The 21,406-nt window shown below is 66.4% G+C and carries 22 protein-coding genes; 13 read left to right on the plus strand and 9 right to left on the minus strand.

Going from position 1 to position 21,406, the window contains the following annotated elements; all coding sequences use genetic code 11:
- Window positions 1-62: 62 nt before the first annotated feature.
- Window positions 63-1,043, plus strand: a complete 981-nt coding sequence (locus WIT60_RS00245; RefSeq protein WP_339581951.1) for a hypothetical protein — start codon at window positions 63-65, stop codon at window positions 1,041-1,043.
- Between the two features lie 19 nt (window positions 1,044-1,062).
- On the opposite strand, the gene WIT60_RS00250 is transcribed toward WIT60_RS00245, so the two are convergent.
- Window positions 1,063-1,848 (minus strand): SDR family oxidoreductase, encoded by a 786-nt coding sequence (locus tag WIT60_RS00250; RefSeq protein WP_339581952.1) that lies wholly within the window; start codon window positions 1,846-1,848, stop codon window positions 1,063-1,065.
- An 18-nt stretch (window positions 1,849-1,866) separates the two neighbouring features.
- Here WIT60_RS00250 and WIT60_RS00255 point away from each other — a divergent pair, with 18 nt between their 5' ends.
- Both WIT60_RS00255 and WIT60_RS00260 read left to right on the plus strand, forming a co-directional pair.
- Complete coding sequence (locus WIT60_RS00255; protein WP_339581953.1) at window positions 1,867-2,274, plus strand: YchJ family protein; 408 nt, start codon at window positions 1,867-1,869, stop codon at window positions 2,272-2,274.
- Window positions 2,275-2,385: 111 nt separating this feature from the next.
- On the plus strand, window positions 2,386-3,405 hold the full coding sequence (locus WIT60_RS00260; RefSeq protein ID WP_339581954.1) for a sterol desaturase family protein: 1,020 nt from the start codon (window positions 2,386-2,388) through the stop codon (window positions 3,403-3,405).
- Here the strand turns inward: WIT60_RS00260 and WIT60_RS00265 are convergent.
- The gene (locus WIT60_RS00265) at window positions 3,377-3,628 is read right to left on the minus strand and encodes a YkgJ family cysteine cluster protein (protein ID WP_339581955.1); all 252 of its coding nucleotides are present in this window, start codon (window positions 3,626-3,628) and stop codon (window positions 3,377-3,379) included. The genes WIT60_RS00260 and WIT60_RS00265 overlap by 29 nt on opposite strands.
- 236 nt (window positions 3,629-3,864) lie before the next feature.
- Between WIT60_RS00265 and mnmG the strand changes: the two genes are divergently transcribed.
- The 4 genes from mnmG to WIT60_RS00285 all read left to right on the plus strand — a co-directional run bounded on the left by mnmG (window position 3,865) and on the right by WIT60_RS00285 (window position 8,798).
- On the plus strand, window positions 3,865-5,946 hold the full coding sequence (mnmG, locus tag WIT60_RS00270) for a tRNA uridine-5-carboxymethylaminomethyl(34) synthesis enzyme MnmG (protein ID WP_339581956.1): 2,082 nt from the start codon (window positions 3,865-3,867) through the stop codon (window positions 5,944-5,946).
- A 342-nt stretch (window positions 5,947-6,288) separates the two neighbouring features.
- Entirely contained in the window at window positions 6,289-6,957 is a 669-nt protein-coding gene (gene rsmG / locus WIT60_RS00275) for a 16S rRNA (guanine(527)-N(7))-methyltransferase RsmG (RefSeq protein WP_445207628.1), read from the plus strand.
- On the plus strand, window positions 6,954-7,964 hold the full coding sequence (locus tag WIT60_RS00280; RefSeq protein ID WP_339581957.1) for a hypothetical protein: 1,011 nt from the start codon (window positions 6,954-6,956) through the stop codon (window positions 7,962-7,964). Before rsmG ends, WIT60_RS00280 begins: the two co-directional genes overlap by 4 nt.
- 33 nt (window positions 7,965-7,997) lie before the next feature.
- Complete coding sequence (locus WIT60_RS00285) at window positions 7,998-8,798, plus strand: ParA family protein (RefSeq protein ID WP_339581958.1); 801 nt, start codon at window positions 7,998-8,000, stop codon at window positions 8,796-8,798.
- Here the strand turns inward: WIT60_RS00285 and WIT60_RS00290 are convergent.
- Window positions 8,778-10,880, minus strand: coding sequence for a PAS domain-containing hybrid sensor histidine kinase/response regulator (locus WIT60_RS00290; protein WP_339581959.1), 2,103 nt, complete (start codon window positions 10,878-10,880; stop codon window positions 8,778-8,780). The two genes, WIT60_RS00285 and WIT60_RS00290, sit on opposite strands and share 21 nt — an antisense overlap.
- A 61-nt stretch (window positions 10,881-10,941) precedes the next feature.
- Here WIT60_RS00290 and WIT60_RS00295 point away from each other — a divergent pair, with 61 nt between their 5' ends.
- Genes WIT60_RS00295 through WIT60_RS00305 form a run of 3 tightly spaced genes read left to right on the plus strand, consistent with a single transcriptional unit; the run spans window position 10,942 to window position 13,197 of the window.
- The gene (locus WIT60_RS00295; protein WP_339581960.1) at window positions 10,942-11,844 is read left to right on the plus strand and encodes a ParB/RepB/Spo0J family partition protein; all 903 of its coding nucleotides are present in this window, start codon (window positions 10,942-10,944) and stop codon (window positions 11,842-11,844) included.
- Between the two features lie 33 nt (window positions 11,845-11,877).
- Complete coding sequence (locus tag WIT60_RS00300; RefSeq protein WP_339581961.1) at window positions 11,878-12,657, plus strand: class I SAM-dependent methyltransferase; 780 nt, start codon at window positions 11,878-11,880, stop codon at window positions 12,655-12,657.
- Window positions 12,658-12,693: 36 nt separating this feature from the next.
- On the plus strand, window positions 12,694-13,197 hold the full coding sequence (locus WIT60_RS00305; RefSeq protein WP_339581962.1) for a flavin reductase family protein: 504 nt from the start codon (window positions 12,694-12,696) through the stop codon (window positions 13,195-13,197).
- Between the two features lie 30 nt (window positions 13,198-13,227).
- On the opposite strand, the gene WIT60_RS00310 is transcribed toward WIT60_RS00305, so the two are convergent.
- From WIT60_RS00310 to WIT60_RS00320, 3 genes are read right to left on the minus strand one after another with little or no spacing between them, the layout of a single operon-like run.
- Window positions 13,228-13,620 carry a response regulator gene (locus tag WIT60_RS00310; RefSeq protein WP_339581963.1) on the minus strand — a complete coding sequence of 131 codons (393 nt, stop codon included), beginning with the start codon at window positions 13,618-13,620 and terminating at the stop codon, window positions 13,228-13,230.
- Window positions 13,621-13,624: 4 nt separating this feature from the next.
- Window positions 13,625-14,788 (minus strand): sensor histidine kinase, encoded by a 1,164-nt coding sequence (locus WIT60_RS00315; protein ID WP_339581964.1) that lies wholly within the window; start codon window positions 14,786-14,788, stop codon window positions 13,625-13,627.
- Window positions 14,789-14,827: 39 nt separating this feature from the next.
- Window positions 14,828-16,000, minus strand: a complete 1,173-nt coding sequence (locus WIT60_RS00320; protein WP_339581965.1) for a GGDEF domain-containing protein — start codon at window positions 15,998-16,000, stop codon at window positions 14,828-14,830.
- A 205-nt stretch (window positions 16,001-16,205) separates the two neighbouring features.
- On the opposite strand from WIT60_RS00320, the gene WIT60_RS00325 reads away from it, so the two are divergent.
- The 3 genes from WIT60_RS00325 to WIT60_RS00335 all read left to right on the plus strand — a co-directional run bounded on the left by WIT60_RS00325 (window position 16,206) and on the right by WIT60_RS00335 (window position 18,036).
- Window positions 16,206-16,766, plus strand: coding sequence for a cytochrome b (locus tag WIT60_RS00325; protein ID WP_339581966.1), 561 nt, complete (start codon window positions 16,206-16,208; stop codon window positions 16,764-16,766).
- A 41-nt stretch (window positions 16,767-16,807) separates the two neighbouring features.
- A complete protein-coding gene (locus WIT60_RS00330) occupies window positions 16,808-17,380 on the plus strand; it encodes a YceI family protein (protein ID WP_339581967.1) in 573 nt (190 codons plus the stop codon).
- 77 nt (window positions 17,381-17,457) lie between these two features.
- Window positions 17,458-18,036 (plus strand): YceI family protein, encoded by a 579-nt coding sequence (locus WIT60_RS00335; RefSeq protein WP_339581968.1) that lies wholly within the window; start codon window positions 17,458-17,460, stop codon window positions 18,034-18,036.
- Window positions 18,037-18,139: 103 nt separating this feature from the next.
- On the opposite strand, the gene WIT60_RS00340 is transcribed toward WIT60_RS00335, so the two are convergent.
- The 3 genes from WIT60_RS00340 to WIT60_RS00350 form a co-directional block, all read right to left on the minus strand.
- A complete protein-coding gene (locus WIT60_RS00340) occupies window positions 18,140-19,198 on the minus strand; it encodes a PEP-CTERM sorting domain-containing protein (RefSeq protein WP_339581969.1) in 1,059 nt (352 codons plus the stop codon).
- 131 nt (window positions 19,199-19,329) lie between these two features.
- The gene (locus tag WIT60_RS00345; RefSeq protein ID WP_339581970.1) at window positions 19,330-20,160 is read right to left on the minus strand and encodes an HDOD domain-containing protein; all 831 of its coding nucleotides are present in this window, start codon (window positions 20,158-20,160) and stop codon (window positions 19,330-19,332) included.
- Window positions 20,161-20,266: 106 nt separating this feature from the next.
- Window positions 20,267-21,355: an AraC family transcriptional regulator gene (locus WIT60_RS00350; RefSeq protein WP_339581971.1), complete on the minus strand. Its 1,089-nt coding sequence runs from the start codon at window positions 21,353-21,355 to the stop codon at window positions 20,267-20,269.
- Window positions 21,356-21,406 lie beyond the last annotated feature (51 nt).

Below are 21,406 nucleotides of genomic sequence, written 5' to 3' on the forward strand. Positions count from 1 at the left end.
ATCATCTGCCGTCAAATGGGCGCAGCGCCCCTGTTTTTTGTCCTCATTTACCTGGGTCGAGCATGTCGGAGTTTCACAAGGATGTGGTGTCTGCCGATGGGGTGTCGTCGACGCCCCATCGGCATGGGTTCGACTGGTGGACCAGCCTGGGTCGGGTGTTGGCCAGTGTCGAGGCCGTGCGAGATGGTCGGGCCTTGTACGTGTTGCTGGCCGCATTTGTCGGAGCAGGTTTGGCCTTGGCTGCGGCGCGGGCCTCGCTGGGACGGCAGGAGTTGAACTGGGCCATCGGGCAGGGCGCAGCGGCTTTGTTCGTGGCCTTTTATGGCGCCCAGGCGGCGGGTCTGCTCCTCATGGACCGGGCCATGGGACAGGCACCTCGCGAGGTGGGCGATGCCCTGGAGGATGCCTTGGGCATCGGGCACCGCACCCTGCTGGCCTTGCTGGTGATGGGACTGATCGGCGCAGGGATGGCGGGTCTGCTGTTGGGGCTGTACTGGTTGTGCAGCCTGCCAGGCATCGGGCCGTGGTTGTTCGTGGTGGTCGTGCCTGTGACGGTGAGCGTCATTGGCCTGATGTTCACGGCCGGCGCCGCGGTGGTGGCCCCGCTGACTGGGCCCACGGTGTGGGCCGGGGCGTCATCCTGGCAGACTGTGCGTCGGATCGGACGGCTGATCCGAGGGCGGCTGTTGCAGGCCACGGTGCTGGCGGGGGCCCTGAGTGTGGTCACGGCCGTCGTGGGGGCGGCGATCAGCCTGGTGGTGTTGCTGGGTGGGCGGGTGATGGCCGAGGCCTCGGTGTGGATCCTGGGTGTGGACATTCCCCCGCAGGCCTTGATGGCGGGATTGCTGGGTCAGACGGTTCAGGTGGGCGCGGCGGTGCAGGTGCCAGCCAGAGCGCTGAATTACATCTCCGCGGCGACGGTGGGCGGTGGTGTGGTGTTTGCCGTGGCCCTGGTGTTGCCCACGGTGGTCTATCTGCGTGGGGTGTGCGAGATTTACCTGGCCTTGTCGGCGGGTGCAGACGACCAGGCTGACGCCCGGTGAACCGGACGGCCCTTTAGCCTCAGAAGTGCGAGAGATAGCCGCCATCGACCGCCAGGGTCTGGCCGGTGATGTAGCTGGCTGCCGGGCTGGCCAGAAAGACGACGGCGCCGGCGACCTCGGCAGGTCGCCCCCAGCGACCCAGTGAGGTGCGCCGTGACAGCCAGTTGGCCACATCGGTGTCGGCGACCATCTCGGCGTTGGCTTCGGTGGCGAAATAGCCGGGCGCCACAGCATTGACGTTGATGCCGCGCGGACCCAGTTCGGCTGCCAGCGCGCGGGTGGCGGCGTCCAGCCCACCCTTGGCCACGGTGTACGCGACATCGCCCGCCCGTGAGATGGGGCCGGCGATCGAGGTGATGTTGACGATGCGCGCGCTGCCCTGGGCGCAGGCCCCGCAGTCGGCCATCAGCTGGGCGACTTCACGCGACAGGGCCAGTGGGGCGACGAGGTTGACGTCGAGCAGGTGACGGATGTCGTCGATCGCGAAGTCGTCGAGTGCACGCCGGTCACGCTGGCCCACGTTGTTGACCAGGATGTCGAGGCGTCCGGACCGGGCTTGCAGGTGCTGCAGGGCGGTGGCGCGGGCACTGTCGTCCTGGATGTCGAAGGGCAGGGCGTACACGCGTGGGCTGTTCAGGGACTGGGCGGCGGCGCTCAAGGCGACGGGGTCGCGGCCGTTGAGCCAGACGGTGGCGCCGGCCTGGGCCAGCGCCTGCGCCATGGCCAGCCCCAGGCCGCGACCGGCGCCGGTCACCAGGGCCACGCGGCCATGCAGATCAAAGGGGGGAGGGGTCAGAACAGGCATGTCATGATTGTGCCCCTCATGCGTTCACGTTCTCTTCCCTCCTCTCTGGTCGATGCCTGCCCTTGTGGTCGCTCGGCCGCGTACGCCGATTGCTGCGGCCGCTATCACACGGGACCGCTGGCTTTGCAGGCGCCCGACCCGGAGTCGCTGATGCGTTCGCGTTACAGCGCCTTCGTCAAAGACCTGCGTCCCTATCTGCTGGCCACCTGGCACCCCAGCACCCGCCCGGCCGACATCGAGCCGCCGGAGCCGGGCCTGCAGTGGCTGGGTCTGGACGTCCGCCGGGCCGTGCAGCTTGACGCCGACCATGGGGTGGTGGAGTTCGTGGCGCGCAGCAAGCTGGGCGGGCGGGCGCACCGTTTGCACGAGATCAGTACCTTCGTGCGCGAAGACGGGCGCTGGCTGTACGTGCGTGCGGCAGACTGATCCCCTCATTCCTGGGGTTTAACGCGGTCCGGCAGGGCTTCCCCTCGGGACGGAGGGAGGGGCACGGCTTATCGTGGCGCGACCTTTCACACGCGCGCGAGGCCCCGCCCCATGTTCGAACCACTCACCCTCATCCAGATGGCGATGGCCGCTGTGGGCCTGGCCGCGCTGGGCATCATCACCGTGGAAGGGGTGCTGATCAGCCGCCGACGCGGGGGCGAGCCCTATGACTGGGCCGCCTTCTGGACCACCGTGCGCATCAACCTGTGGCGGGCCGTGGTCGAATCGATCCCGATGGGGGCGGTGCTGGGCGTCGCCCTGCCGTTTGGCGCGTGGATGTACGAGCAGCGCCTGTGGACGGTGCCGATGGACACCGCCTGGGGCTGGGTGGCGATGTTCTTTTGCACCGAATTCTTCTACTACTGGCTGCATCGCACGGGCCACCGGGTGCGCTGGTACTGGGCCTCGCATCAGGTGCACCACACCGGTAACCAGTACAACCTGGCGGCGGCCTTCCGTCAGTCGCTCACAGGCAAGGTGTCGGGCGGTTTCGTGTTCTTTGCGCCGCAGTGCCTGTTGGGTTTTTCGCCGGACGCGGTGCTGATGTCCTACATCGTCAACCTGGTCTACCAGTTCTGGATCCACACCGACCTGATCGGCAAGCTGGGCTGGATGGAGGGGGTGTTGAACACGCCTTCGGCCCACCGGGTGCACCATGCGGCCAACGTCGAGTACCTGGACTGCAACTATGGCGGCACCATCATGCTGTTCGATCGGCTCTTCGGCACCTATGTGCCCGAGCAGGATGGCGTGCCGATCCGCTACGGCCTGGTCAAGCCGCAACGCTCGTACAGCGCCTTGAAGATTTGCCTGGCCGAGTGGTGGGCCATCTTGAAAGACCTGCCCAAGGTACGAGGGCCGCGTGATCTGGTGGGCTATCTGTTCGGCCCGCCAGGCTGGGCACCCAACGGCCAGGGCCTGACGACCGAAGCCTTGCGCGCCCACATGACAGCCTTGACCGGGCAGCCGGCCGGGGTGCCGCCAGAATGGTTGCTCGATGGTCGCCTGCCGCCCGAGGAAGACAACGGGCCCGAGACGGTGTTCAGCGCGTCGCCGTTTCCAAGTCGGTGAGCCAGCGCAGGGCCTGCTCGCGCGTTTCGCCGCACATCTCGGCCGAGGGCTGTAGCGAGCCGCAAACGGCAGGGCGCTCAGGCTGACCGAACAGGCGGCAGCGCAGGGCCTCGTCCAGATGCGGGCAGGGCATGCCCGCTGGCTTGCCGTGGGGCAGGCCGGGCAGGGGCGAGCTGATGGAGGGCGCGATGCAGCAGGCGGCGCAGCCAGGGCGGCAGTTCATGTCGTGATTGTCGCAGGGTGTGGGTGCCTGACTTTCGGTGTCACCAGATGCGCGGCGTCGCGGTGCGAGATGTTTCACGTGGAACACCGACCACGTCAGGCGGATGCCACGCGGCCGCAGGGCCACAAATCCGGGGACTTTGAGGCGGCATGGGGCGGGAATGCCCGCAAGCGCAGGGTGTCTCGGTACAATGGAAGGTTGCCCAAAAATGAGGCAGATTTCCCGAGGCGCAGCCCATGCTTTATCCCCAAGAATTTGATGTCATCGTGGTCGGCGGCGGCCACGCCGGTACCGAGGCCGCGCTGGCGGCTGCCCGCATGGGCTGTGCCACCTTGCTGCTGACCCACAACATCGAGACGCTGGGGCAGATGAGTTGCAACCCCTCGATCGGCGGGATTGGCAAGGGCCACCTGGTCAAGGAGGTGGACGCACTGGGTGGGGCCATGGGCGCCGCCACCGACGAGAGCGGCATCCAGTTCCGCATCCTCAATGCGAGCAAGGGGCCGGCGGTGCGCGCCACCCGCGCCCAGGCCGACCGCATTCTGTACAAGGCGGCCATCCGCCACCGTCTGGAGAATCAGCCCAATCTGTGGCTGTTCCAGCAGGCGGTGGACGACCTGATGGTGGAGGGCGACCGCGTCGTGGGGGCCGTGACCCAGGTGGGCATCCGCTTCCGCGCGCGCACCGTCGTGCTGACGGCGGGCACCTTCCTGGACGGCAAGATCCATGTGGGCCTGAACAACTACAGCGCCGGTCGCGCGGGGGATCCGCCGGCCGTGTCGCTGTCGGCGCGGCTGAAGGAGCTGAAGCTGCCGCAGGGCCGCCTGAAGACCGGCACCCCGCCGCGCATCGATGGCCGCAGCATCGACTTCAGCAAGCTGACCGAGCAGCCCGGCGATGGCGTGCCGCTGGTGGGGCAGTGGGGCGCCTCGGCCCCCAGCGGCCCGGAGGTGCCGGTGTTCAGTTTCCTGGGTTCGCCCGCCCAGCACCCGCGCCAGCTGCCCTGCTGGGTCACGCACACCAACACCCGCACGCACGACATCATCCGCTCGGGCTTTGACCGCAGCCCGATGTTCACCGGGGTGATCGAAGGGGTGGGGCCGCGTTACTGCCCGTCCATCGAGGACAAGATCAACCGTTTTGCCGACAAGGACTCGCACCAGATCTTCCTGGAGCCCGAAGGTCTCACGACCAACGAGTTCTACCCCAACGGCATCAGCACCTCGCTGCCGTTCGATATCCAGCTGGCGGCGCTGCGCACCATGCCCGGGCTCGAAAATGCCTACATCCTGCGTCCCGGCTACGCGATCGAGTACGACTACTTCGACCCGCGTGAGCTGAAGTCCACCTTCGAAACCAAGGCCATCCAGGGGCTGTTCTTTGCCGGCCAGATCAATGGCACCACCGGCTACGAGGAGGCAGCAGCGCAAGGGCTTTTCGCCGGGCTGAATGCTGCCTTGCAGGCCCAGGGTCGAGAGGCCTGGACGCCGCGCCGCGACCAGGCCTACCTGGGCGTGCTGGTGGACGACCTGATCACCAAGGGTGTGACCGAGCCCTACCGCATGTTCACCAGCCGTGCCGAGTTCCGCCTGCAACTGCGCGAGGACAACGCCGACATGCGCCTGACCGAGATCGGGCGTGAGCTGGGCCTGGTGGACGACGTGCGCTGGGACGCCTTCAACCGCAAGCGCGACGCTGTTTCACGTGAAACACAGCGCCTGAAGGCGACCTGGGTGCGGCCGGCCACCCTGCCAGCCGCCGACGCCGAGCGCCTGCTGGGCAAGGCGCTGGAGCGCGAATACAACCTGGGTGACCTGCTGCGCCGCCCCGGCGTCAACTACGACCAGATCAACGAGGTGGGCGCCATCGCGGCCGCCCGTCAGGCTGCCTTGTGGGCCGAGGCGGGCAAGACGGGCTCCACCGAAGGCGGCGAGGCTGTTTCACGTGAAACCGTCAGCCGCGCCAGCCTGCGTGCCAAACTGGGTGATGCGCTGGCCGATGCGGTGATCGAGCAGGTCGAGATCAGCATCAAGTACGCCGGCTACATTGACAAGCAAAATGACGAGGTCGAGCGTGCTGCGTACTACGAGAACCTCAAGCTGCCCGCGGATCTGGACTACATGCAGGTCTCGGCGCTGAGTTTCGAAGCCCGCCAGAAACTGGACAAGCACCGCCCGGAAACGCTGGGGCAGGCTTCACGCATTTCGGGGATCACGCCGGCGGCCATTTCGCTGCTGCTGATCCATCTGAAGAAGGGGCGCTTCAAGGGATTCGCCACGACCGAAGGGCCGGGCGAGCGCGAGGCGTCGGCCTCCTGACGAGAGGGGCGGCAGGTTCCGGTGGCGCCGCGTGTGCTGAGCCGGGTCGCGTGGACAGGATGCATGAAGAACCGGTCAGACTGCGGCCAGCAGGGCGCGCAGTTGACCAAGGACACTGAGATGAACATGAACAAACGAGGTCCGGCCGGCAAGTCCGGTGGGGCAGGGGGCTCTGGCGGAGGTCGAGGCGGACGCCACGGTGCCGTGGACCGCAGCGTGCTGACCGGCTACGAACTGCGCGGCGGCAAGGTGAGTGCGCCGGCCCGTAAGGCCGCGCCCGCCGCACGTCCGGCCCCACAGCGCCCTGCCGTGGTCTGGTCCGAAGCGCAGTGGCAAGAGGCCTTGCCGCCCGTGTTGACCCAGTTGACCGACGAGGTGGCCGGCGCCTTGAGCGAGGCCCAGCAACGCCAGTTGGCCACCTACATGGTCATGCTGGCACACTGGAACAGCACCTTCAACCTGACGGCCCTGCGGGATGCCCCAGAGATGCTCAGTCACCACCTGAGCGACTGCCTGGTCGTGCTGCAGCCGCTGATGCGCCACCTGCGTGAGGGCGGCTGGCTCGACCGGACACCTGCGCCACGTCTGCTGGACGTGGGCAGCGGCGGGGGCCTGCCCGGTGTGGTGCTCGCCATCTGCTGTCCGCAGGTACAGGTGACCTGCGTGGACACGGTGGGCAAGAAGGCCGCCTTCATCCGCCAGGTGGCAGCGGAGTTGCGCTTGCCCAATCTGAAAGCCGAGCACGCGCGGGTCGAGCAGCTACCCGGTCGCTATGACCTGATCACCTCGCGGGCGTTTGCTTCGCTGGTGGATTTCGTCAACCTGACGCGTCAGTTGCTGGGCGAGGGGGCGGTGTGGATGGCGATGAAGGGCAAGACGCCCGACGAGGAGCGCGCCGAACTGCCTGCGGATGTCCAGGTGTTTCACGTGGAACCTTTGCACGTACCTGGATTGGAGGCCGAACGCTGCCTGGTCTGGATGCGTCCGGCAGGGGCACAGGAGCGTCCATGAGCCAGGCACGTTGCCGCCGGAGCGCATGGTGGTGGGGCGCGTGCGGGGCATGGGCGCTGGCTGGCCCCGTGATGGCCACGGGCATCAGTCAGGCCCGTGAAGTGGCACCGCCGCCAGGCGACCGCGGGGAGTTGTTATACGAGTTGCCGATCGCACCGGTGGCCACGTCCAAGCCCTCCGCGTCACCGACAGTACGCAGCCCCGCCCCTGTCGTGTCGCCGGCATCGAATGCCAAGGTGCCTCTGGCACGTGACGATTCGCGCACCACCGCGCCTGGCGTGCCGCCGGGGCGCACGGTCGCTCGCCCTGTCGACAAGCCTGCAGTGGGCGTGGTTCGTCGTCCATCATCCGAGGCTGCGAACACACCCAGCCACACCGGGCGCCTCGCCGGCACGACCGAGAAGCGCACGCCTCGCTTGGTCGAACCACCGAGTCGCGCCGTGGTGCGAGGGGCCCGCTCTGCCGATGTTCCACGTGAAACACCTGCCCGTGAGCGCCAACGTACCCAGGCCAAGCCAGGTGTGGTCGAGCCGGTGAGGCCGGCTCAGAAGGGCCGTTCTGCCGGAAAAGCGCTGGCCAAGTCCGAGGCGGCCAAGACGCCCATGGCCGGCAGGGCTCGCCCCCGGACGTTGGTGGAGCAGTCTGGTGCCCGGGTGGCGCCAGAGCGGGCCTCGAAAAAGCGCATGGTGACGAAGATGACCGTGGCGAAGTCGGCGTCCGCCTCGAAGCGGGGAGGGCCGTCGATGCGGGCTGCTGCACCAGCAACTCAGACCCTGTCTCCGAAGGGCAAGGCCCCCACGTCGCGCATGGCAGCGCCTGACACCCGTCGGCCAGGCCGTGCCAAGGCGCTCGCCCCGGCGGCCCGCCAGGCGAGCCCATCGGCGGGCAAGAAGGCCCGCGGGGTCACCGCACCCCGCGTGGCACCGAGCCGCGCCAAAACCGCGGCCCCCGCCGTCAAAGCGAAGAAAATCGCACCGCAGAAGGTGTCCCGCACGTCGTCGCGGTGAGCGAGGCCACTGTGCAGCGGAGATAATGCCGGCATGCCGCACATCTTCTGCATTGCCAACCAAAAGGGCGGGGTGGGCAAAACCACCACCACCGTGAACCTGGCCGCTGGCCTGGCCCAGATCGGTCAGCGTGTGCTGATCATTGACCTGGACCCCCAGGGCAACGCCACGATGGGGTCGGGCGTGGACAAACGCACGCTGACGCACAGCGTCTACGACGTCTTGCTGGAAGATGCCACCATTGCCGAGGCGCGGGTGCGCAGCCCCAAGGGTGGGTACGACGTGCTCGGCGCCAACCGCGAACTGGCCGGGGCCGAGATCGAGTTGGTGACGTTGGAGCGGCGTGACCGCCGTCTCAAGACCGCGCTGGAGGCGGCCGCAGCCGATTACGATTTTGTGCTCATCGATTGTCCGCCGTCCTTGAGCCTGCTCACCCTCAATGGTCTCACCTGCGCCCACGGGGTGATCGTGCCCATGCAGTGCGAGTACTTTGCGCTCGAAGGGCTCACCGACCTGGTCAACACTGTCAAGCAGGTGCACGCCAACCTCAACCGTGAGCTCACCCTGATCGGACTCTTGCGCGTGATGTTCGACCCTCGCATCACCTTGCAGCAGCAGGTCAGCGAGCAACTCAAGGACCACTTTGGCGACAAGGTGTTCGACACCGTGATCCCGCGCAATGTGCGCCTGGCGGAAGCGCCCAGCTACGGCGTGCCCGGTGTGGTGTTCGATCCGGCATCCAAGGGCGCGCAGGCCTTCCTGTCGTTCGCCCGCGAGGTGGTCGCCCGGGCGGCACAGCCCGCCACCCCGTCCTCAGCCCGGGTTCAGGCCTGAGGGCAGGTGCTCGTCCAGGCAGCGTAGCAGGGCCATCACGTCCAGCGGTTTGGTCAGGTAGGCTTTGAAGCCACGCGCTTCGGCCGCATGGATGCGGTCGGGCATGGCGTCCGCTGACAGGGCCACGCGGGGGACCGCGCGCAGGCGACCGTCCCGGTCCAGGGCGTCGGCCAGATCGAAGCCGCTCATGTCGCCGAGGTGCATGTCCACCAGCATCAGGTCGGGCGGGGCCGCCTGTGCGAGGGCCAGGGCCTGGGCACCGCTGCGTCCCACCTGCAATTGCCACTGTGGGCGCATGCGGATCACCTCTTGCACCAGCAAGACGTTCACCTCGTTGTCTTCGGCATAAAGGATGGTCGCTGTCATGAGAGGCTCGGCAGAAGGGGGGCGAGAGGGCAGTTCATCCAAGGGCATGGCGCCAGAATCGACGGGCGGATCGGAGGCGCTCGGCAAGCCGATCCGAAAGCAGCTGCCCTGACCCGGTGCGCTCTGGGCTTCGATCTGGCCGTGCATCAGCGTCACGAGCCGGTGCACGATCACCAGCCCGATGCCGGTGCCCTCGATCCCGGTGCGCTCGGCGCCCAGGCGGTTGAAGGGTTCGAACAAGTGGGCGAGTTGCGTGGCGTCCAGCCCCATCCCGGTGTCCTGGACTTCCAGCACGACCCGATCGGCGTCCAGCCAGGCCCGCACAGCCACCTGGCCTCCAGGACGGTTGTACTTGATGGCGTTCACCAGCAAGTTGACCAGCACCTGTTGCAGCCGCACCCGGTCGGCCTGAACCGTCAGGTGCTCTGCCACCTCGTCGGCGTGCAGGGTGATGCGGTGGCGTCGGGCCAGATCCGACACCATTTGCAAGGCATCTTCGACCACGTGACGGCAGTCTTGCGCCGTGATGTTCAAGGGCAGACTGCCGGCTTCGATGCGCGAGAGGTCCAGCACGTCACCCAGCACCGACAGCAGGTGCTGCCCCGCCTTTTCGATCAGGCGCACATGACCGCGCTGGGTTTCGCCAAACTCGTGGCTGCGGTCCATCTGCAGCAACTGCGCGAAGCCGATGACGGCATTGAGCGGCGTGCGCAGCTCATGGCTCATGCGCGAGAGGAACTCGCTCTTGGCACGGTTGGCCCGCTCGGCGGCCTCGGCCGAGATCACCGCATCGGCATAGAGCTTCTGCTCGGTGACGTCCGAGGTGTAGCCGTACCAGGATACGCTGCCATCGGCCTCGGGCATCGGCATGACCTGACCGGCCAGCCAGCGCAAGCCCTTCGAGGGCAGTTGCACACGGTACTCGTACGAGATCGGCTTGCTGGTGTCGAGGCCTTGCCCTGTCATCAGTTGACGCACGCCCGCCACGTCATCGGGGTGGATGCGCTCGTAGTGGCGCTGCCAGTCGCCCGGCTGGGTGCTGTCGGGCAGCTCGTACAGTTGCTTGACCTGCGCACTGACGTACTGCAGTTGTGGCTCACCCTGGGGCGACACCCAGACCTTGAAGAGCACGCCGGGCAGGTTGCGCCCCAGGCTTTTGAGCAGCACATCGCGCTCCACCAGGCGCTGGGCCATTTTCTGGCGCACCGTGACGTCCTGCAGCATGCCGTACCAGATGCGGTGACCATCGTCGTTGAGCTGGATGCCCAGTTGCATCGCGATCCAGCGCTCCTCGCCATTGGCGCACACGATCTGGAAGTCGCCGCTGAGAACCGGGGCACCCGCTGCGGCGGCCACCTCCCATTGCTGGATCATGCCGCGGTGTTCCGGGTGCACGCGCTGAACCAGCGCGACAAAGAGGGCGTCGGGGTCCTGTGCCAGCGCCGGATCCAGATCGAAAAGGGTGAACAGGCCGTCGCTGGCATAAGGGATGCGCCGGTGCCCATCGGGCAATCGGTCCAGCACCATCAACCCGCCCGGCACATGCCGACTCAGGCCCTGAACCAGTTGCTCGCGCGCCTGCAATTGTGCTGTCAGGGCTGCCTCGCGTGCTTCACTGCGCGACAGGGCGGCGCGCAGACGGTCGAGCTCTGGCGTCGTCACCGTCCCTGGGGGAGGGGGCAACGCAGCGTCAGCAGAGGGGCCGTGTGGATCCATGTAGGCCATTATGGGATGCCTGGCCCGGCAATGGGTGCGAAACAAGGGACAATCCTGATCTATGGCGACCAAGAAATCCAAAGGCCTGGGCATGGGCCTGGAGGCCCTGCTGGGCCCCAAAGTCAGCGACACCGCTCCCGCATCGGCCGAGGGGGCGCCTTCGGTCCTGCGTCTGGACCTGATGCAGGCGGGCAAGTACCAGCCACGCACGCGCATGGACGAGGGCTCGCTCTACGAGCTGGCCGAGAGCATCAAGGCCCAGGGCATCATGCAGCCCATTCTGGTTCGCCCGATTGGCGAGGGCCGCTACGAGATCATTGCCGGTGAGCGCCGCTCGCGGGCCGCCAAGCTGGCCGGTCTGACCGAGGTGCCCGTGCTCGTGAAGGACGTGCCCGATGAGGCCGCGGCCGCCATGGCCCTGATCGAGAACATCCAGCGCGAAGACCTCAATCCGCTGGAGGAGGCTCAGGGTTTGCAGCGTCTGACTGCCGAGTTCGGACTGACCCACGAACAGGCCGCCCAGGCGGTCGGGCGTTCGCGCAGCGCCGCGTCCAACCTGCTGCGCCTGCTCCAGCTGGCCGAGCCCGTGCAGGGCATGCTGATGGCCGGGGATCTGGACATGGGCCATGCCCGGGCCCTGCTGCCGCTGGACAAGGCCCAGCAGATCACGACCGCCCATGAAGTGGTGGCCAAGAAACTCAATGTGCGCGAAGCGGAGAAGCTGGTGGCCCAGGTGCAGGGCGTCGGTCGCCAGGCACCCCTGCTGCGCGTCAAGAGCGAGAAGTCACGCGATGTGCAGCGGCTGGAGGAGCAGTTGTCGGACCTGCTGACCGCACAGGTCGAGATCCACATCAAGCGCAAGACCCGGCGTGGCGAACAGGGCGAGATCACGATCCAGTTCGGCAGCCTCGATGAGCTCAACGGTCTGATCGACAAGCTGCGCGGCGGGCGCGGCGAAGCCTGATCCGGCAGGCACGACGCTGGGGCAGCGCTGCACATGCACGTCGGGCTGACACGTCTGTTGAACTGGCCGCTGTCGGCCCTGTGGGTGTGGACGCTGGCCTGGGCATCGGCGTGGGCCTTGCGTGCCATGGGGGCGCCGTTGTGGGCCTGCCTGGGCCTGCCGGCTGCCGGGGGGGCGTTGGCGGCCCTGTGGCCGGTGGTGGCGGGCACGCCCTGGCGCCGACTCTGGGTGGCGGCAGGTTTCCCCCTGAGTGTGTTGGCCCTGGGGCAGGGCGGCATGGCACCGGGATGGTGGCTGCTGCCCCTGGCCATCCTGCTGCTGGCCTACCCCCTGCGTGCCTGGCGCGATGCCCCCGTGTTCCCGACCCCGCGCGGGGCCTTGGCCGAATTGGCGCGCCATGCACCGCTGCGCTCGCCCACCGCGCGGGTGCACGACGCCGGTTGTGGCCTCGGGGACGGCCTCATCGCGTTGCACGCCGCTTACCCGCAGGCGCAGGTGAGCGGCGTGGAATGGAGTCGCTTGTGGTGCCTGGTGGCGGCCTGGCGCTGTCGTTTCGCCGAGGTGCGCAGGGGGGACATGTGGGCCCAGCCCTGGGGCGATTGCGAACTGGTGTACCTGTTTCAACGTCCGGAAACCATGCCGCGCGCCTGGGCCAAGGCCTGTGCCGAGATGCGGCCTGGTACCTGGTTGGTGAGCCTGGAGTTCGAGGCGATCGATGCCCGCGGTTTGCCGGTGCCCGCGCACGCCCGCCTCGGTCTGCCGGGCGGACGTGTCGTGTGGGTGTATCGGATCGGCCCGGCGCGCCGACGCTGAGCACACTACACTGTGCCCCTTGTCACGAAAGCCCCCATGAGCCAGCCGTCCGATTCTCCCCCCTTCACCGCCGAAGAGTTTCGGGCGTCGTTGGGCCAGTTTGCCACCGGTGTGACCATTGTCACCGCCCGGGATGCGAACGGCCAGTTGGTGGGGCTGACGGCCAATTCCTTCAACTCGGTGTCCTTGTCGCCGCCGCTGGTGCTGTGGAGCCTGGGCGCTCAGTCTGCGACCCTGCCGGGCTTTCGTTCGGCCATGCACTACGCCATCAATGTGCTGGCGGCGGACCAGCGATTGCTGGCCGAGCGGTTTGCCCGCCGCGGCATCGACCGCTTTGAGGGCACGGCCTGGCGTCCCGGCCTGACGGGGGCGCCCGTGATCGACGGGGCCGTGGCCGTGTTCGAATGCAGCCACCATGGTCAGCACGAAGCCGGCGATCACATTGTTTTCGTGGGGCGGGTGGCGCATTGCCGTCGCCGTGTGGGCGTGGCCCCATTGGTGTTCCACGGCGGTCGGTTCTTCACCGAGCTGGCCGACTGAGCGCCAGGGCCGGCGGGGGGCTCGCGAGACTCAGCCCGCCTTGCGCTGCGCCATGCGATCGAGCAGCCGCAGCAGGCGCTCCACATCCAGCGGCTTGGTCAGGTAGTCCGCAAAGCCCTGAGCGCGTGCCTCCCGGATGTGGTCGGGCAGCACGTCGGCCGACAAGGCCACACGCGGGATGTCGGCGGTATAGGCCTGGCGTGTCAGCACGTTCGACACGTCCAGTCCGCTCATGTCTCCCAGGTGCATGTCCAGCAAGAGCAGATCAGGTGGGTCGCGCAGGGCCATCGCGATCGCATCCTGGCCGCAGTACGCCACTTCCAGCCGCCATTGCGGTCGCATCCGCATCACCTGACGCACCAGCTCGATGTTCACCACATTGTCTTCGGCATACAGCACGGTCAGGGCCTGTTCGCCCGGCACGCCGTCAAGGTCGCCAAAGGCCGATCGGTGGGGGGGGGGCAGGGGGCATGGTTGTGGCGTTCAGGGTTTGTCCCTGAGGCAACCAGATGCGCAAACGGGTGCCCATGCCGGGCGCACTGCTCACCTGGATGCGCCCCTGCATCAGTTCGATCAACCTGCGCGCCATGAGCAAGCCCAGGTGGGTGCCGTCGCTGGGGGCGGGGGCAGGAGCCGCCTGGTGTGTCTCCAGCCAGCGCGCATGTGGCCAGACCTGAGAAGCAGGACGCGTGTCGCTGAGCGTGAGGGCCACCTGATGGTTGAGGGTCTGCACTTCCAGCAGGATGCGGCCGCCCGGGCCGGGCTCTTGGACCAGGTGGAGCAAGAGGGTGCGCAGGACCTGCTTGAGTCGTTCGAGGTCGGCCCATACGCTGGGTTCGGCCTCGGCGGGCTGGCGCTCAAGCACCACACCACGTTGTGCGGCGGTGGCGGACACGCCTGCGAGGACGTCGTCCAGCACGGGGGACAGTGGCCACATCTGGATCTGCAGTGGCAGGCGATCGACCTCCAGACGTGCCAGATCGATGACGTTCGAGACCAGGTTCAGCAATTGGGCGCCAGATTGTTCGATGTGCGCCACTTTCTCGCGCTGGCTGGGGCTCAGGCTCTGTTGCGGGTCGACGCGCAGCAGTTGCGCAAAGCCCAGCATCGCGTTGAGGGGGGTGCGCAGGGCGTGCCCCATGCCTGCGAGCACGTCGAAGCCGGTCGAGGCCTCCGGTGGCGCCGTGGACAGGGCTGGCGGGATGGGGCCTTGCTGCGCCAGCATGCGCCCCAGAAGTTGCACGGCCCGCCCATCCGGGGCGCGCAGCAGGTGCACTTGCAGGGGCACGCGTGCCTGGCGTCCGCCGTCTGGCGCGCGCAACAGGTGCACGACGATGGGCAGTGGGGACCCAGCCAGCACAGCGTCCAGCTGGGCTGTGCCGGTGGTCTTCTCGTCGGGGTGAAGGAGATCGAGCAGATGTCGCCCGATCAGCGTGTCAGGGGGGGCGCCCAGGCGTTCGCCTGCGCAGGGGTTGGCCTCCAGGATGTGGCCATCGAGGCTGACCCGCAGCAAGCCGACATCGAGCGCGCCAAAGATCAGGCGATGCGCGTCGTCACCATCGGCAGCAGGTGGGACCTCGAGGGCGGGCATGGTCAGGGGGCCTGTCGGGCAGGCTGAACAGACAAGCCATCAGTGTGCCGCAGCCACGGGCGCGCGGGGGCGCTTTCCCACCAGAGAGGGAAGCTGGTCGTCGATCACGGTGCGGTTGCGTCCCTCGGCCTTGGCCCGGTACAAGGCCTGGTCGGCGCGTTCGATGCAGATGCTGAGCTCTTCCACATCGTCGTAGCCGGTCAAACCTGCCGAGAACGTCACCCGCAGGTCGGGCATGTGCGCCAGCAGGGGGGCGCTCGCGAGCATGTCGCGGGCCCGCTCCAGGCCGATGTTGGCCAACTCGGGTGACGTGTCGTTGATCAGCAGCAGGAATTCCTCACCGCCCCAGCGGGCGAGCACATCGGTGTCGCGCAGGGCGCGCTGCAAGGTGGCGGCAAACTCGCGCAGCACCTCGTCACCCACGCCATGGCCATGGGTGTCGTTGATGCGCTTGAAGTGGTCGATGTCGAGCAGGGCCAGGCAGAAGCGGTGGTGACCGGAGCGGATCAGGCGTTTTTGGTGCTGGGTCAGGACCTCCATCATGTGACGGCGGTTGAACAGGCCGGTGAGCTCGTCGCGTGTGGCCAGGATCTGAATGCGGGTCAGGGCCTGGGCCAGTTCGTTCTTCTGGCTCTGCAGGCGCATCCGCATGCTGTTGAGCTGGCCCGCCAGGCTCGAGATGGTGGGCAAGATGGCCGCGATCAGGATGAAGTGAGCGAGCTCGACCTGGTAGGGGTAGTTCTCGGGGTCGGTCAGGGTCTTGTAGACCATGGCACAGCCCATCAGGCCCAGGCTGTAAAAGCCGGCCAGGCGCGAATCACGCTGGCTCATGTTGAAGATGCCGAACACCTGCACCAGGGGCAGCAGCATCATGATGGAGCCGTGGATGCGGCCGGTCACCGAATAGGCATAGGTGATGATGGTCAGGGCGGACAGCACCTGCGGCAAGGTGAGCGCCGGATCTCGGAACCGAAGGTTCAGTCCGGAGCGCAGCAGCGCGTACCAGAAGACGACGTTGACGAGGATGACGATGGACAGGCGCCAGACGTACTGAGCCTCTATTAAGCCGTGCCAGTAGCCATAAATCTGCAGACCAATGCAGGCCAGAAAGACGAACGCCGCAGTCAGGGAGCGCGAAATGCGCAACTGTTGCTTGCGTTCATGACCCAGGATCAGGGTGGCCAGCTGGCGAAAGAAGGCGGATGCGTGCATGTTGCGTGTTTTGGACCCATCATGGTCCATGGGGCAAGCCGGTGCAAGCCCGAATCAGGGGATAGGGCGGGGGGGTAAAACCCGTAGGAAAGCCGGACAGCCCATTCAAAAAGATTGAATCAAGGCGTGAACCGATCTCAATCTGGTGGGCGCAGGGGCTCGTTAGAGTAAGGACCATCATGCTGAATCTTTGGGAAGGGCTGTCATGACCTCACACACCACCTCTGAGCCGCGCTACGGCCTGGTGGCCATGGCCTTGCACTGGGTGCTGGCGGTTTTCATTCTCTCTGTCTTTGCGGTGGGGATCTACGTCGCGGACTTGCCGTTTTCCCTTGCCAAGCTCAAGTTGATCAACTGGCACAAATGGGCGGGGGTGACGATCCTGGCGTTGTCGCTCTGGCGTCTGGTGTGGCGCCTGACGCACCGACCACCTGCGCTGCCGGCGCGCATCGAGCGGGCCATGCCGGGCTGGCAGCGGGTGGCCTTCCACGGCACCCACCACCTGATGTACCTGCTGTTTTTCGCTGTGCCGCTGCTGGGCTGGGCCTACAGTTCTGCCAAGGGCTACCCCATCGTCTGGTTCGGCGTGTTGCCTTTGCCCGATTGGGTGCCCGTCAGTGAGCCTTTGGCGCAGGTACTCAAGCCCCTGCACGCCTTGTCCGCCTATGGCTTGATCGGCCTGGTGGCCCTGCATGTGGCCGCGGCCCTCAAGCACCAGTTCGTCGACCGCGACGGCCTGATCGACCGCATGCGCCCCGGCCGTTGAGCCGCGCAGGCTTTCTCTCCTGTTTCACAAGGATGCCGACCATGTTTTCTCGCCGTACCGTGTTGAGCGCTGTGGCGCTGAGTGCCGCCGTCTGGGGCCTGTCGGCCCATGCCGCAGGGCAGACCCTGGTGCCGGCCCAGAGCGAAGTCACCTTCGTGGCCAAGCAGCTGGGCGTGCCCCTGCAAGGTCGTTTCAAGCGTTTCCAGGCCCAGGTCGCTTTCGACCCCAAGGCCCTGGCCACCAGCAAGATCGCCTTCGAGTTGGACCTGGGCAGCGTGTCGCTCAATGCCGACGCGGACGCCGAGCTGCCCAAGGCAGAGTGGTTCAATGTGCCCAAGTTCCCGAAGGCCACGTTCCAGTCCAGCGCCATCCAGGCCTTGGGCGGGGGCAAGTTCCAGGTGCGCGGCAAGCTGGCCATCAAGGGCCAGGCGCGTGACCTGGTGGTGCCGGTGACGCTGACCCAGGCCAAGGGCCTGAGCACGGCATCGGGCGCCTTCACGCTCAAGCGACTGGACTACCGCATTGGCGAAGGCGACTGGACCGACACGTCCATCGTCGCCAACGATGTGCAGGTGCAGTTCAAGCTGGTGCTGCAGGGCGTCCCAGCCCTTTGATCGGCTGACTTTCGTCTTCTTTCGTTTGTGTTTTCTTCAGTGCCGACCCGGCACGCATTCTTCTCAGGAGCTCTGACATGACCCGTACCGTGATCGCTTCCGTTGTGACCGCTGCCACCCTGGCTGCTGTGGGTGTGGCCCACGCCGCCCCGGCCACCTACGCCATCGACCCCACCCACACGTTCGTGACTTTCGAAGCCAAGCACTTCGGCACCTCGACCAACCGCGGTCGCTTCGACAAGAAGTCGGGCACCGTGACCCTGGACAAGGCCGCCAAGACCGGCTCGGTGGACATCACGATTGACATGGCGTCGATCAGCACCGGCACCGCCAACTTTGACGGTCACCTCAAGGGCAAGGACTTCTTCAACGCCGAAGCCTTCCCCAAGGCCACGTTCAAGAGCTCGCGCTTCATCTTCGACGGTGACAAGGTGAGCGCCGTGGTGGGCGATCTGACCCTGCTGGGCAAGACCCAGACCGTGACCCTGTCGGCCAACCACTTTGGCTGCTACGACAACCCGATGCTCAAGCGCGAAGTGTGCGGCGGCGACTTCGAGACCACCATTCAGCGCGAGAAGTTCGGCATGACCTATGGCCTGCCCTTCATTCCCAACGATGTGAAGTTGGTGATCCAGGTGGAAGCTGTCAAGCAGTAAGCATCAGAAGTGATGACGTCTCCGGAATGGGGGCGCACCGATGACAAAAAAGGCCGGTTGCGTGATGCAGCCGGCCTTTGGTTTGGGCGAATCTACCGTGAGGTCAGGCGGTGTGACGGCGTCGACGCGCCACAGCCACGATGCCGACCAGGCCCAGGCCCATCAGGGCGTAGGTTGAGGGTTCGGGGATGGCCGGAACATCGATGGGCGGGACATCGATCGGCGGCACATCAACCGGAGGAATGTAGGTGCTCGGGCGCGTGGCGAGCAGGTCAACGTTGTGCAACACATGGAGGTTCAGCAACACGTCACCGATCAGGTTGCTGTCACCGAAATTGACGACCGTGAATTCGAAGCTTTGCGATGTGGCGTCGCTCAGCGGGGTGTTGTCATGCCACATGTTGGAGCCGTGCCACACAGTGTGATAACGCGACAGGTCCAGTTGGTTGCCCTGTTGCAGCAACAAGTCAGCGTTGGGCCATGGGGTCTCGGCCTGCGCTGCCATGAGGAAACTGCCATAGGCATCGAGATTGCCGTACAGCGACCAATGGTCATAGCCGTTCGCTGCGAGGACGGCTGAGACAGCTGAACTGTCCATGGTGAGCTGACTGGACAGGGTGCCTCGCAGAATCAAACCCGTGCCGCTCCCTAAGGTGAATGACGCAAACCCCCCTGTGTTGCCATCACCCACAGACAGATTGGCCTCCGCCCAGGATCCGGAGTCTGTGAAATCATCTGTCCCTGTGCCATCAGGGGGGGCCATCGATGGCAGCAATTGCGACAGCGGCAACTGGGTCTGCAGCGTGACACTGTTGACCGTGCTGGTGACCGTGCTCAGTCCATTCGAGCTCACGTGTGTCATCGGTGTGGCGGGCAAGAGGCTGTTCTGGAACTGCGGGCCGCCGGCGAAGTTATAGCTGTCAGATGCCTCGTCATAGATCCAGTCCCCTGTGTCGATCAGGCCGTCGCTTTGGAAGCTCAGGCTGGGGGCGATGCCGTCGCCCGGTGTGAGGTCGATCAGCTGGAAGCTCAGACCACTCAGGGTGAGGGCGCTTTGCGCAACGATGGGGTCGTCAGCGGCCTGCACGTGGGTGCCGAAGCACAAGGCAGCCGCGAGCGCGAGCGAAGCGGGGCGCAGCCCCATGCGAACCATGTGGGACATGGCTTCTCCTTGATTGAATGATTGGAGAAACCATGTTGCGAGGCCGTCTGCACGCTGTCAATCAAGCGGTCACGGGGATTGTGTAACGGGGTGCATCATCCGTCGGCCGGCCCAACGAGCTGGCGGCGCACTCAGGTGTGACGCTCGTGCACGTTCAGTCGTTCGCAGACCCGCATGGTGGCGAGCTGGAAAGACTGAAAGTGCAGGCCGACCTGATGGGCGATGGGCTCCATCGTGGTCCAAACCGCCATGGGCTGCGAGGCGGTCTCGGGGTTCAGCACGAGAAGATCGACCACGTGACCAATGGCCAGCAGCTTCTGGACCGTGGGACGCTCGGTGGTCCATTGACCGGGATTGTTGACACGCGCCCGCACACTGTCGGTCACCTCGCGGGAGAGTCCCCAGGACTGGCACAAGGCGGCCCCGAGGGCGGCGTGACTCACGCCAAAGGCTTCGATCTCACTGGCACACAACTGTGCTTCGTCGGGTGCTTGCTGCTCCAGGGCCACATAGCGTGTGCGGTCGTGGGCGTACAGCACGGCGCGTCCACTCTCGGCGAACAGGCCGGCGGTGTGGGCCTGCCAGGGATCGACGTCCAGTTGACGGGCGATGCGCCCCATGGCGAGTCCCCGCACGCCCGCGCGGTCCCAGATGCTTTGCAGCGTGGGGCTGGGAGGGAAGGCGCCCCGCAGCCCAATTTCGTAGGTGAGGCCCGCCACCTGGGCCATGCCCAGATAGCGCACGGCTTCGTGAACGGTTTCAACGCGCTTGAGCAGACCAAACAGCGCCGAGTTCACCGTGCGCACGACCGCCGAGGCCAGTGCCATGTCGGTTTCGATCAGCGCCGCCAGCGGGTCGATGGCGCAGTTCTCGTCGGCCATCAGCAAGGACAGCTTGACCAACGTGCCAGGACAGGCGGGCAGGTCGATGTTGAGGTTGCGCAGTTGCGGATCGATGGTCATGACGCACTCGGAAATGGCAGCGACATCAGTCTAGGGGCATTTGCGCTGCATGGCGCAGCGCAGATGCCCTGAATCCGGGGTGCCGGAGGCGCGATCCGGCCTGGGCTCAACGCGGCACGAAACGGCGACGGGTCAGGCGGGGATGGCGGTTGGCCAGTCCGCTGGCGCGACGGTACTCGCTCGGTGGCACGCCTTTCCAACGGCGGAAGGCTTCGATGAAGGTGGTGACGTCGGCATAACCCAGGCGCTCGGCAATCTCGCCATGGGTGAGGTTGGCGCCGCCCATCAATTCCTCGGTCAGCGTCGAGCGGACCTCTTCGAGGAGGCCGCGGAAGGTGGCCCCTTCTGCCGTGAGGTGGCGGCGCAGGGTGCGTGAGGTCATGCGCATCTCGGCGGCCACCTCTTCCATGTCGGGGATCTGGCCGGGGTTGCGCAGCAGTCGGTCACGCACGGTGGCCGCCACACCGGTGCGCTGCTGGCGGGCGTCCACCAGCTTCTTGAGCATGTCTTCGCACAGGCGTTTGGTGTGGGCGTTCGCCTGGGGCAGGGGCTGGTGCATGAGCGCGGTGTCGAACAGACCCCGGTCTTGCGGCTGGCCGAACAGGGGGAGCACGCCAAACAGCTGGGTGTAGGCCTCGATCATCTGGGGGGATGGTTCCGGACGACGCAGCAACACGGCGCGGTAGGGCATGGGCTGCCCCAGGATTTCACGCTGCAGGGTGACGGCCGCGGCGCGGTCGCGGTCCAGGACAAACTGACGGATGTCGGGCGGCAGGTGCTCGACGTGGTAGCTGATCATCACCTGGTCACCGAGTTGCTCGACCTCGTTGGTGCTCAGCGAGAACGTCTGGTTGAGCATGCGTGCCGCCATGCCGAAGGCGCTGCCCAGGGTCGGGCTGCTCAGCACGGCGTAGCCCCACAGACCGTAAGTGGTGACGTGATAGCGCATCCCGGCTTCGAGGCCCAGGGTCTCGATCTGCGGCAACTCTGCCTGCAGGTTGCGGATCAGCTGGATTTCTTGCTGGGCTTCGATCTCACCTTGCGGGGCCTCCAGGGCGGCCGGGGTGAGCCCGGTGTGGCGCAGCAGCGCATCCAGTGACAGGCCTCGGTCCAGGCCCAGCTGTGTGAGCACTCGGGCCGTGGCGACGCCACGACGGAAGTCCCAGGAGGGAGGGCTGGATGCCTTGCTAGCCATGATGCGATGCACTCCGAAAGTTGACAACGGATTATGTCCGTTTTCGTTTTC

Origin of the sequence: Aquabacterium sp. G14 (genome assembly GCF_037482285.1) — a bacterium.
GTDB lineage: Bacteria > Pseudomonadota > Gammaproteobacteria > Burkholderiales > Burkholderiaceae_C > Aquabacterium.